Genomic DNA, 12,692 nt, shown 5'->3' on the forward strand with positions numbered 1-12,692 from the left:
CAATCCAGGGATCGAGCGGGTACCACGGCCGTTTCAGTACATCCGTGAAACGGCGCTACGAAATCAGGCCAGCGAGAGGTTCTCTGCGCTGACTTTGCCCCGCATCTTGTCGGTCTTGGCTTCGAAATTGACCTTCTGCCCCTCGGCGAGGCCCGCAAGGCCAGCACGTTCGACCGCGCTGATGTGAACGAACACATCGTTGCTGCCATCGTCCGGCTGGATGAATCCAAAGCCTTTTTGGCCGTTAAACCACTTCACGGTACCTGTCGTCATGTTCTTCTCCAAAGCGCGCACGCGCGCGCCGCGCGACAATCACGCGGACGTTTCAACTTCGTCGATGTCTTTGGAAAAGGAGCCCGCGGGCACGTTCAACAAGGCACAGCGGCTAATCGAATGACGTCAATATACACATCATCTGCGCTTTTACAAGGAAGGCAGCCAATTTGTTTTCAATCCTGCGGTTTTGACGCTGCGCGGGCCTAGTTCCAGGCAGAACGCCGGCGCGCGCGAGAGGCCTTTATCGATTGACTTGGCCGCGCGAGGGTGGTCTCGTCGTTGCCACTGAACCGCATCGCCGTAACGTGCAAACCTGCTCGTTCGAGGCCGGCGAAGGCATCCGCGGTCACTCTCATTCTCCCATTTGTAACAAGTCTCCTGCGCAATCGGCTGCGTGCAGGATCACCTCATTTCGCAGCCCAGCGAGGAGTTTCAATGCAGGTTCTTGTTCGCGACAACAATGTCGATCAGGCGCTTCGCGTTCTGAAGAAGAAGATGCAGCGGGAAGGCGTCTTCCGCGAAATGAAGCAGCGGCGTGCCTATGAGAAGCCTTCCGAGCGAAAGACGCGCGAGAAGTCCGAAGCCATTCGGCGAGCCCGCAAGCTCGCCCGGAAGCAGGCCATCAGGGAAGGCTTATTGCCGGCACCTCCGAAGAAGAAGCTCCCCGAACGCAAGCCACCCCTTCCGCAGACTTCGGCGTCCGCCAGCCAGAAAGCTCTGATTTCCTAAGGGCGAGAAGCGACAGATGCGCTGTCCCTATCAGCCTCGGATTGAGCCTGGCGGCACCCTCCTCGATCAGGAACGCCCCGTTGACGCTCGTGTTGAAGCAGGACCACATCAAAGGGTGATGCGGTGACGCGCTATTATTTCGACATCAGGGACAGCACCGGGCTCTATCCCGACGAGGAAGGGCTGGAGTTTCCAACTCAGCGTGAAGCTGAGGTAGAAGCAGCCGAGACGCTGGCAGGCCTGGCGCGCGATCTCGCGAGCCTGGATGAACGTCAAGACGTTGCAGTCGAGGTGCGAACCGACAGCGGGAGCCTGTTTCAGGCGGCGTTCATCTTCAGCGGCAACAGAACAACACAGTAGGGCTGGCGGAGCTTCAGCCTGATCAGTTCCCGGGCGACGCAAACTGCTCATGAATTGGCCGGCTTTTTCGAAGCCTAGGATCATGAACTCCCACATCGCCCGCGGCCAGGACCGCGATCTATGCCAGGCTGGCTATGCCCGCGTCTCGCAAACGGGCAAGGACCGCAAGGTCACGCTTAAACCATTTCCGGTCTGATCGCGCGGCGAGCACGATACTATCAAACATCGAGGATCGTTCGAACCGTCCCAGCCCGATATTCAGAGCGGTGCCATCGAAGTCCAGGGCCTGCCAGTTCGATGCGGCCAGAGCGTTCCGCGTTACCAACACGTGTCGCTCGGGATCGAGCTTTATCTTGTCCCCCGGGATGGCTTCGAAGCTGATCCCACCTGGAAATTCGGCCTGAGCGATGTCGAGCGCCCAGTCGGACGTGGCATAGAATTCCTTCACAAAGAGATCGTGAGCTTCCCGACGTCGTTGATTTTCTTCAGTGGTCGCCTTGGAACGCGAGAGCAGGCTTCCGTTTATCTTCGCGGCACTGATGCGACCGGAAAGCACAACCCGCTCGAAAACGCATCCCCAAAGAAATAGCGGGGCGTCTCCGAGTCGCTTGAGACCTCGCAGAGACACGTCACGGAACACCCCCTCGTATATCGAGCAATTCATCTGCGAAGCCCGCTCAAGGTCTATCCGCTCAAACAGGTTAAGCGGCGCCCCCTCACCACGGCGGGCGACGCACCCACTGAACTCGCAATCGACGGCGGTGAAATCCGACAGACGGACGCCGGACGCTTTGCAAAAGAACCGTCCTCCGACGACTTCTGTAGGCATTCCCTCGGCTCTTCGCCCTATGCGTTTGACCGGAGTGAACGGTAGCGTTACCAGGAAATATCTGCAACGGATCAGACGCGATTTCGCGCTCGGCCAATCGATTCCGGTCTATCCCGATAGCCGGACAATTCAAGCTCGCGAGCGCGGACCAGGTTTCCACTTTGCCTTCGGAAGCAGGGAGCCGTGGACTTCGCTTACCATTTCAGTTCAAGCGATCAGGCCCAGCCAGCAGTCGCAATACAATCCCGAACAATTCGCTCTGCGAGGAGATGCCGAGCCGCTCATAGGCGCGCTTGCGATAGGTCAGGGTCGAATGCAGGCTGATGCCGAGCTCTTGCGAGATCGCCTCCGAGCTGAGGCCGGAGAGGATGCGGCGGCAGACCTCCTGCTCGCGCGGTGTCAGCGCGGCGAGCGGCGCGCGTGTCGCGAACAACGCGGCGAGATTCTGGTCGGGCGTTGCAGCCGGCTGGAAGTGACGGGCGACGCTGGCGGCGATGACAGGCGCGATGGCCTGCAGCCGTGCACGCTCGGCATCGGCAAAGCGCCCCTGGGCGGTGATCCGATAGAAATTAACGTAGAAGCAGGTGTCGCCGGCCCAGATCGCGGTGGCACATTTGTCGACGATATCGGAATCGTTGAAGAAGATTTTCCGGTAGCGCGCGCCGTACATGCGCGGGGCGAAGGACGGCAGCATGATCGGTGCACCGCCCTCGCCTTCGAAAAGCGCATCACGGTTGGGATCGGATTGGTGGAATTGCCCGGCATAGGCGGCGCCGAGATCGCTGCCGGTCGGGATATTGCCGGCATCGAGCAGGCAGCGCGCCGCACCCGCGCGCGTCAGCGCGAACACCATGCAATGACCGACGCCAGCCTGCCTTCGCAACGTGTCGATCAGGATGCTTGGAAAGTCGGGACGACCGATGGCGAGCACCGCGGGCGTGACATCGCCCGCCGCAGGAGTTTGGGCCATCGTGTGGGGCCGCATGGGGTTCCTCCGCAAAAGTTCTTTTGGCGGAAGATAGCAGCAAGGGGGGATCGTCGGAAGGCGCCGTCCCGATTGTGCGCCCCCTACCCTGCCGCCGCCTTCACTGGCGCGACATTGATCGCGAGCTTGCCGTAGCGGTCAGTGAAGGCCTCGGTGTCGATCTCTTCCAACTTGATCTCGCCGCTCATGACGCCCTGCTTCCATTCGGCCTGGGCCGGGTCGTTCTGGAACTCCGGCATCACTTCGCGGCCGAACAGCTCGAGCGATTCGCAGATGTGCTCGTGGCTGTTCTTGCCGGCCTGATTGAGCAGAATGACCTGGTCGATATGCGAGAATTGGAAGCGCTTCAGCTTCCTGCGGATCGTCTCGGGCGAGCCGATCAGGCCGCCGCGCAGCGCGGCCTCCTGCGCCTCAGGGTTCTCGCGCTTCCACTTGTTGTATTCGTCCCACATGTTGACGGTGTAGGGCGCCGGCCGCTGGCGGTTCTGCGAGGCGCCGTAGAAGCGCAGCGCGAACTGGAAGAAGGTGGCGCCGTCGGCGCGCGCACGCGCCTCTTCATCCGTCTTGGCGCACATGAAGAACGACACTAGCGCCATGTTCGGATTGATCTCGTAGTCAGCGAGCTTTGCGAGACGCTTGGTCATGGCGTTGTAGTAAGCGTGCACCCAGGCATGCGCGGCATCGGCGCTGACGAACTGGAAGCCGAGCGCGCCAAAGCCGTGGCGGCCGGCACGCTCGATGGTCGGCAGCTGCGAGCAGGCCATCCATAGCGGCGGATGCGGCTTCTGCACGGGCTTCGGCACGACATTGCGCAACGGGATATCGAAATACTTGCCGTGATGTTCGGAGCCGGCATCCCTGAACATCGGGAAGATCGCGGCAACGGCCTCCTCGAACACTTCCTTCTTGGTCTCCATATCGCGGCCAAACGGCGTGAGCTCGGTGATGGACGCGCTCTCGCCCATGCCGAACTCGCAGCGGCCGCTGGACAAGAGGTCGAGCACCGCGACGCGCTCGGCGACGCGCGCCGGATGGTTGGTGGTGAGCTGGAGGATACCGTGGCCGAGCCGGATGTTTTTCGTGCGCTGGCTCGCGGCGGCAAGAAACGATTCCGGCGAAGGCGAGTGCGAATATTCTTCAAGGAAGTGATGCTCGACCACCCAGGCATGGTCGTAGCCGAGACGATCGGCCAGTTCCATCTGAGAGAGCGCGTTCTGGTAAAGGGCGAGCTCGTCGCCGGCCACCCAGGGCCGCGGCAGTTGCAGCTCATAGAAGATGCCGAACTTCATGACGCCTCTCCCAGTTTTCTTGCCCGCTTATTCTTGTTGCGGGCATCTTAATGCGTGAGGCGGCGCTGTCTACGCAGTCGCAATTCCGCCTTGCGGGAGAACGGGCCTCATCACGCGGCGGCCATTCAGCGCCACGCCGATGAAGGTGAAGCGCACCATCAGGTGATAGCTCGCGAGCATCAACGGAATCGCGACGACGGGAATGATTGCGAACTTGACCAAAGCGGGCCAGTCGAACTGCGACAGCGCGACCTGCAATGCCATCACGATCGGCAGATGGATCAGATAGAGCCAGTAGGAGGCATCAGCGAGATAGCGCCGGGTCGGGCTGAAGCCGGACATGAAACGGAGCGCAAGGCCGAGGGCCGCGAAGGTCGTTATCCAGATCGCGGGCGCATAGAGGATGGCGGAGGCCAGCCGGAGCGTGGCGAAGCTGTAGGGCAGTTTTGGCGCACCCGGAGCAGACAACATCACGCCGGACAAGACGAAGCTGATCAGGATCAGGCAGAGCGCGAGCAGGAGATAAGCAAGCCAGCGCCGCTCGAGGATCCGCAGCAGACCGATCTGCCGATGCAACAGCCAGCCGACGCCGAAGGCGCTGCCGAAGCCGATCCAGGCCTGCGCATTGGTGATGAGCGAGTGATCCGGCGTCCGCACACCCATCACATTGACCCATCGTGGATCGAGGCAGAAGGCGATGCCGATGGGGATCGCCAGAACCAGCGGCGCCAGCGGATTGCGGATGATCCCAGCGAAGAGGCGGTCAACAACCGCCCGCAGCGAGCCCGACGTATCGAGCCGGACGATCGCGCCGCGCAGCAGCAGCATGGCGGCATAGAGCTGCAGCAGCACATAGAGAAACCAGAGATGGGTCAGGCGGAAATTCGGCAAGGACGGCAGCCAGCGGGACGCCCATTGGATCGAACCGCCATTCGGAAAGTCCGCCGCCCAGGTGATCACCAGGGCGATCGGCACGAACAGCAGCGGCCAGCCGATCACCAGCGGCAGGGCGATCCGCTGCAACCGGTCCGTGACGAAGCCGAAGGCGCCGCGGCGATGAAAGTTCATGCGGGCAAAGAAGCCGGCCATCAGGAAGAACGTCGTCATCCGGAACACATGGATGGCGAAAGACAGCAGGCTGAGCATGAGGCTTGGATGGGTGTCCTGGATCAGCCAGAACCGGGGCGAGGCCGGCACGAACGACAATGTCGCGTGCAGGACAATGCCGAGCAGCAGCGCGATCCCCCTGAGCGCATCGAGCGCGTGGAGCCGTTCGGGTGCGGAGGTGACGGCGCTCGCATGTGACATGGGGCTCTCGCTGGCTGGACAGGGCTTTCGTACACTCTGCCCAACCGGGGTACGTCTCTCTCGCCCGATCCAAGAATCGGCTAGCCGATTTCTCGTTGCGGCTCGCCGATGTCAGCGATGACCGGCCGGCTCAGCGCCTCGCGCCGGAATTCGGTCGGTGTGACGCCGGTCTCAGCCTTGAAGGCGCGGTTGAAAGGTCCGATCGACTGGAAGCCCGCATCCATGGCGATGGTCAGCACCGGGACCTCCCGTTGCGTCACATCGGAGAGGGCCAGCCTGGCATCCTCGATGCGATAGCGGTTGAGGAACGCATTGAAGTTCCGATAGCCCAGCCCCTCGTTGATGGCCTGGCGCAGCCGATGCTCGGGAACCTCTAACCGGGCCGCCAGCGCCCCGATCGCGAGACCTTCCTGCCGATAGGTTCGCTCCACGCTCATCAGGTGGTCGAGGCGCCGCAACAGGATCGGGTCAACCACGACCCGAGCCGTCGGAGCACGATCGGTGCCGCGCGCATCGCCGGACGCGATGGCCGCCGTGGCATCGTTGGCGGGCACGGCCGGCGGCGTGGCGAGAGTACCTACCCCGGCCATCATCGCCACCACGAACAGGACGAGCGCGGTGGGAAGGCTGCCGGGCGCGCCGGGGACAGCGACGGGAATGGCGGCGAAGCCGGCACCGGCGAAGACCACGATGAGCCCGACATTGATCGCCAGCATCGCCAACCGCAGGCGGCGGCGCCGCGCCACCAGATCGGCACGCCAGGTCTTGACGGTCTGCACCGCGGCCGCGAGCGCCAGCGCCAGATTGACCAACGCCAGGCCTCTGCCGCCGGCTCCGGCCAAAGCGGGCGAGTAAGCCCAGCCCAGCGTGAGCACAAAGCCGACGGCCACGATGCCCAGCCACATGGCGCCGTGCCATCGCCTCAGCACGAAATCGTCGTCAAACGCCGCACGTGCCCATAGCCAGAACAAGGCCGGTTGTGCCGACATGATCGGCAACACCCACCACCATGACGATTTGGGAAAGAACGGAGCGGTCGCGATGGCATAAAACACGCCGCCCGCCGACATGGCCATGCCCAGCAAAGCCTGCTGGCTGGTGGCCCGACGCAGCAGCGCCGCAAGAATGATCAACAGGAACACGCCGCTGGCCGCGCCGCGAAGCCCGAGATCGATGGCCGTGAGCCCCATCACACCCTGCCGTCTCCATCAGAAGCTCAATTTTCGCATCGCCTTCGCGCGTGCACAATCCAAAATTGCGCTTGCGGGCGCGGCGACTGCGACATCCGCAACTTGAACGGTTGATCCAGATCAACGCGTCAGCCGGCCTGCTGCATCAAAAATGCAGCAAGGCAACGGCCCGGATGCCGTCCCGATTCCCCGGACACCCCGAAGAGACCGAATATGTCGGCCCCTGACGACACGACCTCGCGCGTGCGCCGTAAGCGCATGGAGATCTTTGCGTTCCTGTTCCTGACCGCGGTTGTGATGCCCGTCCTCGCGGTCGGAACGGTCGGCTCTTACGGCTTAGGTGTCTGGATCTACCAGATGTTCGCCGGCCCTCCCGGCCCGCCGCCCTCCCCGCATTGATCCCCTCACAGCGAAAGACAGGCATCATGGCTCACGCCACACTCAACCGCCGCGCATTGATCACCGGTCGGGTGCTCAGCGCCGAGCGCATCATCCCGCCGCCGGGCTGCGAGATCGCCAGCATCATCGTGCAGGCGCGCCCTGAGCGTCTCGCCGAGCTGGACGCCGCGATCACCGCCCTTCCCTGCTGCGAGATCCACGGCCGCGATCCACGCGGCAAGCTCATCGTCGTGACCGAAGCACCTGACGCAGGCAGCCTCGGCACCCTGCTCAACACGATCCAGTCATTGCCGGACGTCTATTCCGCAGCGCTCGTCTTCCACGCCATTGAAACCGCCTAAGGGACGGGAGAGCCATCCCATGACATCGCCAAAGCTCGACCGCCGCCAGATGCTGAAGCTCGAGGCCGCCGCAATTGCGGCCGCTGCCGCGGGCATGCCGGTGCCGTCGCTCGCCGCCAATCTCGTCGCTGAGCGCGACGTCGCCGAACTGAAATGGGACAAGGCCGCCTGCCGCTTCTGCGGCACCGGCTGCTCGGTGATGGTCGCGACCAAGGACAATCGCGTCGTCGCCACCCACGGCGATACCAAGGCCGAGGTCAACCGCGGCCTCAACTGCGTCAAGGGCTACTTCCTCTCCAAGATCATGTACGGCCACGACCGCCTGACCCAGCCGATGCTGCGCAAGACTGATGGCAAGTACGACAAGAACGGCGAGTTCACGCCCGTGTCCTGGACCGAAGCCTTCGACATCATGGAGGCGAAGTGGAAGGAGGCGATGAAGAAGCGCGGCCCAAACGGCGTCGCCATGTTCGGCTCCGGACAATGGACGATCTGGGAAGGCTATGCGGCGTCAAAGCTGTTCAAGGCCGGCTTCCGCACCAACAACATCGACCCCAACGCACGCCACTGCATGGCCTCCGCCGTCGCGGGGATGATGCGCACCTTCGGCATCGACGAGCCGGCCGGCTGCTATGACGACATCGAGGCCACCGATGCCTTCGTGCTGTGGGGCTCCAACATGGCGGAGATGCACCCCATCCTGTGGACGCGCGTGGCCGACCGACGGCTCTCTGCGCCGCATGTCCGCGTCGCCGTGCTCTCGACCTTCGAGCACCGCTCGTTCGACCTCGCCGACATCGGCATGGTGTTCAAGCCGCAGACCGACCTTTATTTGCTCAACGCCATCGCCAACCACATCATCAAGACGGGCCGGGTCAACAAGGATTTTGTGGCCGCGCATACCGTGTTCAGGCGCGGGCAGACCGACATCGGCTATGGCCTGCGGCCGGAGCATCCGCTGCAGAAGAAGGCCACCGGCGCGGCCAAGGCCAACGACTCCACCGACATGACCTACGACGAATACGTCAAGTTCGTCTCTGAGTACACGCTGGAGAAGGCGGCGCAAATGTCCGGTGTGCCGCTGAACCGGCTGGAAGCGCTCGCCGAGCTCTACGCTGATCCGAAGACAAAAGTGGTCTCGTTCTGGACCATGGGATTCAACCAGCACACCCGCGGCGTCTGGTGCAACAACCTCGTCTACAACATCCATCTCCTCACGGGGAAGATCTCCTCGCCCGGCAACAGCCCGTTCTCGCTGACCGGCCAGCCCTCGGCCTGCGGCACCGCGCGCGAGGTCGGCACCTTCTCGCACCGCCTGCCCGCCGACATGGTGGTGACCAACAAGGAGCATCGCGACAAGGCGGAGCATCTCTGGCTGCTGCCCGAGGGCACCATTCCCAACAAGCCCGGCGCGCACGCGGTGCTGCAAAGCCGGATGCTGAAGGACGGCCTCATCAACGCCTATTGGGTGCAGGTCAACAACAATCTGCAAGCCGGCCCGAACGCCAACGAAGAGACTTATCCCGGGTTTCGCAACCCCGACAATTTCATCGTGGTCTCGGACGCCTATCCGAGCGTGACGGCACTCGCCGCCGATCTGATCCTGCCGACCGCGATGTGGGTCGAGAAGGAAGGCGCCTACGGCAATGCCGAGCGGCGCACGCAGTTCTGGCACCAGCTCGTCCAGGCGCCCGGCGAGGCCAAGTCCGACCTCTGGCAGCTCATGGAGTTTTCAAAGCGCTTCAAGATCGAGGAGGTCTGGCCCGAGGAGCTGGTCGCCAAGAAACCGGAGGTTCGCGGCAAGACGCTGTTCGACGTGCTCTACAAGAACGGACAGGTCGACAAATTCCCCGTGACCGACATCGAGCAGGGCTATCTCAACGACGAGTCCAAGGCGTTCGGCTTCTACGTGCACAAGGGCCTGTTCGAGGAATATGCCTCGTTCGGTCGCGGCCACGGCCACGACCTCGCGCCGTTCGACACCTATCACCGCGAACGCGGCCTGCGCTGGCCTGTCGTCAACGGCCAGGAGACCAAATGGCGCTTCCGCGAGGGCAGCGACCCCTACGTCAAGCAGGGCGCGGACGTGCAGTTCTATGGCTACCCCGATGGCAAGGCGCGCATCTTCGCACTGCCTTACGAGCCGCCGGCGGAATCGCCCGACAACGACTATCCGTTCTGGCTCTCGACTGGCCGCGTGCTGGAGCACTGGCACTCCGGCACCATGACGCGCCGCGTGCCCGAGCTCTACAAGGCTTTTCCGGAAGCCGTCTGCTTCATGCACCCGGATGACGCGCAGGACATGAAGCTGCGCCGCGGCGATGAAGTGAAGGTCGTCTCGCGCCGCGGCTTCATCCGCGCCCGCGTCGAGACGCGCGGCCGCGACCGGCCACCGCGCGGCCTGGTGTTCGTGCCGTGGTTCGACGAATCCAAGCTGATCAACAAGGTGACGCTGGACGCCACCGATCCGATCTCGCTGCAAACCGACTACAAGAAATGCGCCGTGCGCATCGAGCGGGTGAACGTGTCATGATGAAGCGATTTGGTATCGCCCTGCTCGCCTGCGCGATCGCCGCCGGCGCCAGCTCGCTGACCGCGCAGACGGTGACGTCCGGCCTGCGCGGCCCGACCCCGCTCAATGACGAAGGTCCGGCGCCGCCGATGCTGCCGAACCGCAACACGTCGGAGCGGGAGGTGCGCAACTATCCGGAGCAGCCGCCGGTCATCCCGCACACGATCGACGGCTACCAGATCGACCTCAACGGCAACAAATGCCTGTCCTGCCATGCGCGGGCACGCATTGCGGAATCGCAGGCGCCGATGGTCTCGATCACGCACTTCATGGACCGCGAGGGCCAGTTCCTGGGGTCGATCTCGCCGCGGCGCTTCTTCTGCACCGAATGTCACGTGCCGCAGAACACCGCAACACCGCCGGTCAGCAACGACTTTACGGACATCGACACCTTGCTGTCGCGTGCAAGCCCCGGTGGCCGGCGATGACGACGACCGCTGATGAATCCAAAGCCAAACGCGGCTTCATCGCGCGCGCGTGGGATTTCGCGCTCGAGCTGTGGGGCGTGCTGTCGCGGCCGAGCACGGTGTTCGCGCTCGGCACGCTCGTGCTCGCAGGCTTTGCCGCCGGCGTGATCTTCTGGGGCGGCTTCAACACCGCGCTGGAATTGACCAACACCGAAAAATTCTGCACCGGCTGCCACGAGATGAAGGACAATGTCTATGCCGAGCTGAAGTCGACCATCCACTTCAGCAACCGCTCCGGCGTGCGCGCGACCTGCCCCGACTGCCACGTGCCGCATAACTGGACCGACAAGATCGCGCGCAAGATGCAGGCGTCCAAGGAGGTCTGGGGCAAGATCTTCGGCACGATCGATACGAGGGAGAAATTCCAGGACAAGCGCCTCGAGCTCGCCGCGCATGAATGGGCACGCTTCAAGGCCAATGATTCCCTGGAATGCCGCAACTGCCACAGCGCCGATTCCATGGACATCACCAAACAATCGCCGCGGGCTTCAGTGGCGCATCAGCGCTTCCTGTTCACCGGCGAAAAGACCTGCATCGACTGCCACAAGGGCATCGCCCACCATCTGCCCGACATGCGCGGCGTTCCCGGCTGGCAATAGGGCCGAAGGCAGACGGATTTGCCCCGCTTGAACCTGCGGTGCGAATGGTTAGTTTTGAGATCCGGCGAATCGCATCGTTTCGCCTCTCCTCAAGACAGATATGGCCACTTTCACCCCGCATCAGGATGCCGCGCTCAAGGCCGTCGGCGATTGGCTTAAAGCCAAACCGGGCCGCAACGGCACGCCGCCGGTGTTTCGGCTGTTCGGCTTTGCCGGCACCGGCAAAACCACGCTGGCGCGGCATATCGCCGAGGGCGTCGACGGCGAGGTGAAGTTTGCCGCCTTCACCGGCAAGGCCGCCCTCGTCATGCGCAACAAGGGCTGCGATGACGCCTCCACCATCCATTCGCTGATCTACCGCGCCCGCGAATCCGGCGAGGAGCAGCCCAGCTTCGAATTGTGGGACGATGCGCCGGCCTCAAAAGCCAAGCTGATCGTGATCGACGAATGCTCGATGGTCGATGCCGAACTCGGGCGCGACCTGATGTCGTTCGACTGCCCGCTGCTGGTGCTGGGCGACCCTGCGCAGCTGCCGCCGATCCAGGGCGGCGGCTTCTTCACCAATTCCGAGCCGGACGCGATGCTGACCGAGGTGCACCGCCAGGCCCAGGACGATCCGATCGTGCGGATGTCGATGGACGTCCGCGAGGGCCGCGAGCTCGACATCGGCCGTTATGGCGAGAGCGAGGTGGTGTCGCGGAAAGAACTGGATCCCGATCGCGTCATGGGCGCCGACCAGGTGCTGGTCGGCCGCAACAACACAAGGCGCGCCTACAATATGCGGGTCCGGCAACGGCAGAACATCGAGGACGTCTTTCCGGTCGCCGGCGACAAGCTGGTGTGCCTGCGCAACAACCGCAAGAAGGGCCTGTTCAACGGCGGCCTGTGGCGCGTCAAGTCGCGCAACACCTCGCGCTCGAAATCGCGCATCCTCTCGATGCGACTGTCGCCGGATGAAGAGTTTGGCCACAAGGTCACAAAAGTCTCGGTGCGCGCCGATTGCTTCGAGGGCGGCATCGAGCAGATCGCCTGGGAGCAGCGCAAGCCCTATGACGAGTTCGACTACGGCTACGTGCTGACCGTGCACAAGTCGCAAGGCTCGCAATGGGACGACGTCGTGCTGTTCGACGAGAGCTTTGCGTTTCAGGAGAGCCGGGCGCGGTGGCTGTATACGGGCATCACCCGGGCGGCGAAACGGTTGAGTATCGTGGTTTAGAGCGCCGCTGCCGTAGGGTGGGCAAAGGCGCAATGCGCCGTGCCCACGATCTCTCTCCACAAGCAATGAACGCGTGGGCACGCTTGGCTTTGCCCACCCTACGGCACCGTGAATGTGGCGCCGATATCGCGC

General features: G+C 63.3%; 14 protein-coding genes. 8 read left to right on the forward strand and 6 right to left on the reverse strand.

Annotation, left to right across the window (positions count from 1 at the left end):
- Window positions 1-63: 63 nt before the first annotated feature.
- A complete protein-coding gene (locus tag L6639_RS16915) occupies window positions 64-273 on the reverse strand; it encodes a cold-shock protein (RefSeq protein ID WP_237862867.1) in 210 nt (69 codons plus the stop codon).
- A 438-nt stretch (window positions 274-711) separates the two neighbouring features.
- Between L6639_RS16915 and rpsU the strand changes: the two genes are divergently transcribed.
- On the forward strand, window positions 712-1,005 hold the full coding sequence (gene rpsU, locus L6639_RS16920; RefSeq protein ID WP_237862868.1) for a 30S ribosomal protein S21: 294 nt from the start codon (window positions 712-714) through the stop codon (window positions 1,003-1,005).
- Between the two features lie 123 nt (window positions 1,006-1,128).
- Window positions 1,129-1,365, forward strand: a complete 237-nt coding sequence (locus tag L6639_RS16925) for a DUF6894 family protein (protein ID WP_237862869.1) — start codon at window positions 1,129-1,131, stop codon at window positions 1,363-1,365.
- A gap of 118 nt (window positions 1,366-1,483) precedes the next feature.
- Here L6639_RS16925 and L6639_RS16930 read toward each other — a convergent pair whose 3' ends face one another.
- From L6639_RS16930 to L6639_RS16950, 5 genes are all read right to left on the reverse strand, one after another.
- Window positions 1,484-2,194: a hypothetical protein gene (locus L6639_RS16930; RefSeq protein ID WP_237862870.1), complete on the reverse strand. Its 711-nt coding sequence runs from the start codon at window positions 2,192-2,194 to the stop codon at window positions 1,484-1,486.
- A 202-nt stretch (window positions 2,195-2,396) separates the two neighbouring features.
- Window positions 2,397-3,179: a helix-turn-helix transcriptional regulator gene (locus L6639_RS16935; protein WP_237862871.1), complete on the reverse strand. Its 783-nt coding sequence runs from the start codon at window positions 3,177-3,179 to the stop codon at window positions 2,397-2,399.
- An 83-nt stretch (window positions 3,180-3,262) separates the two neighbouring features.
- Window positions 3,263-4,468, reverse strand: coding sequence for an LLM class flavin-dependent oxidoreductase (locus tag L6639_RS16940; protein ID WP_237862872.1), 1,206 nt, complete (start codon window positions 4,466-4,468; stop codon window positions 3,263-3,265).
- A 69-nt stretch (window positions 4,469-4,537) separates the two neighbouring features.
- On the reverse strand, window positions 4,538-5,776 hold the full coding sequence (locus L6639_RS16945; RefSeq protein WP_237862873.1) for an acyltransferase family protein: 1,239 nt from the start codon (window positions 5,774-5,776) through the stop codon (window positions 4,538-4,540).
- Between the two features lie 80 nt (window positions 5,777-5,856).
- A complete protein-coding gene (locus L6639_RS16950) occupies window positions 5,857-6,966 on the reverse strand; it encodes an AraC family transcriptional regulator (RefSeq protein WP_237862874.1) in 1,110 nt (369 codons plus the stop codon).
- 213 nt (window positions 6,967-7,179) lie between these two features.
- On the opposite strand from L6639_RS16950, the gene napE reads away from it, so the two are divergent.
- The 6 genes from napE to L6639_RS16980 all read left to right on the forward strand — a co-directional run bounded on the left by napE (window position 7,180) and on the right by L6639_RS16980 (window position 12,560).
- Window positions 7,180-7,365 (forward strand): periplasmic nitrate reductase, NapE protein, encoded by a 186-nt coding sequence (gene napE / locus L6639_RS16955; RefSeq protein WP_027532529.1) that lies wholly within the window; start codon window positions 7,180-7,182, stop codon window positions 7,363-7,365.
- A 26-nt stretch (window positions 7,366-7,391) separates the two neighbouring features.
- Window positions 7,392-7,706, forward strand: coding sequence for a chaperone NapD (locus tag L6639_RS16960; protein ID WP_237862875.1), 315 nt, complete (start codon window positions 7,392-7,394; stop codon window positions 7,704-7,706).
- A gap of 19 nt (window positions 7,707-7,725) precedes the next feature.
- Window positions 7,726-10,239, forward strand: coding sequence for a nitrate reductase catalytic subunit NapA (napA, locus tag L6639_RS16965; RefSeq protein WP_237862876.1), 2,514 nt, complete (start codon window positions 7,726-7,728; stop codon window positions 10,237-10,239).
- Entirely contained in the window at window positions 10,236-10,706 is a 471-nt protein-coding gene (locus tag L6639_RS16970) for a nitrate reductase cytochrome c-type subunit (RefSeq protein WP_237862877.1), read from the forward strand. Before napA ends, L6639_RS16970 begins: the two co-directional genes overlap by 4 nt.
- Window positions 10,703-11,344, forward strand: coding sequence for a NapC/NirT family cytochrome c (locus tag L6639_RS16975; protein WP_237862878.1), 642 nt, complete (start codon window positions 10,703-10,705; stop codon window positions 11,342-11,344). The genes L6639_RS16970 and L6639_RS16975 overlap by 4 nt, the downstream gene beginning before the upstream one ends.
- A 100-nt stretch (window positions 11,345-11,444) precedes the next feature.
- Window positions 11,445-12,560: an ATP-dependent DNA helicase gene (locus tag L6639_RS16980; RefSeq protein ID WP_220003245.1), complete on the forward strand. Its 1,116-nt coding sequence runs from the start codon at window positions 11,445-11,447 to the stop codon at window positions 12,558-12,560.
- Window positions 12,561-12,692: the final 132 nt, after the last annotated feature.

Source organism: Bradyrhizobium zhengyangense (assembly GCF_022012555.1).
Taxonomy (GTDB): domain Bacteria; phylum Pseudomonadota; class Alphaproteobacteria; order Rhizobiales; family Xanthobacteraceae; genus Bradyrhizobium; species Bradyrhizobium zhengyangense.

Coding starts and splice junctions, on each gene's coding strand:
- L6639_RS16935 (WP_237862871.1), bottom strand. CDS start 3,179: ATGCGGCCCCACACGATGGCCCAAACTCCTGCGGCGGGCGATGTCACG.
- L6639_RS16915 (WP_237862867.1), bottom strand. CDS start 273: ATGACGACAGGTACCGTGAAGTGGTTTAACGGCCAAAAAGGCTTTGGA.
- napA (WP_237862876.1), top strand. CDS start 7,726: ATGACATCGCCAAAGCTCGACCGCCGCCAGATGCTGAAGCTCGAGGCC.
- L6639_RS16950 (WP_237862874.1), bottom strand. CDS start 6,966: ATGGGGCTCACGGCCATCGATCTCGGGCTTCGCGGCGCGGCCAGCGGC.
- L6639_RS16960 (WP_237862875.1), top strand. CDS start 7,392: ATGGCTCACGCCACACTCAACCGCCGCGCATTGATCACCGGTCGGGTG.
- L6639_RS16945 (WP_237862873.1), bottom strand. CDS start 5,776: ATGTCACATGCGAGCGCCGTCACCTCCGCACCCGAACGGCTCCACGCG.
- rpsU (WP_237862868.1), top strand. CDS start 712: ATGCAGGTTCTTGTTCGCGACAACAATGTCGATCAGGCGCTTCGCGTT.
- L6639_RS16980 (WP_220003245.1), top strand. CDS start 11,445: ATGGCCACTTTCACCCCGCATCAGGATGCCGCGCTCAAGGCCGTCGGC.
- L6639_RS16970 (WP_237862877.1), top strand. CDS start 10,236: ATGATGAAGCGATTTGGTATCGCCCTGCTCGCCTGCGCGATCGCCGCC.
- L6639_RS16930 (WP_237862870.1), bottom strand. CDS start 2,194: ATGCCTACAGAAGTCGTCGGAGGACGGTTCTTTTGCAAAGCGTCCGGC.
- napE (WP_027532529.1), top strand. CDS start 7,180: ATGTCGGCCCCTGACGACACGACCTCGCGCGTGCGCCGTAAGCGCATG.
- L6639_RS16940 (WP_237862872.1), bottom strand. CDS start 4,468: ATGAAGTTCGGCATCTTCTATGAGCTGCAACTGCCGCGGCCCTGGGTG.
- L6639_RS16975 (WP_237862878.1), top strand. CDS start 10,703: ATGACGACGACCGCTGATGAATCCAAAGCCAAACGCGGCTTCATCGCG.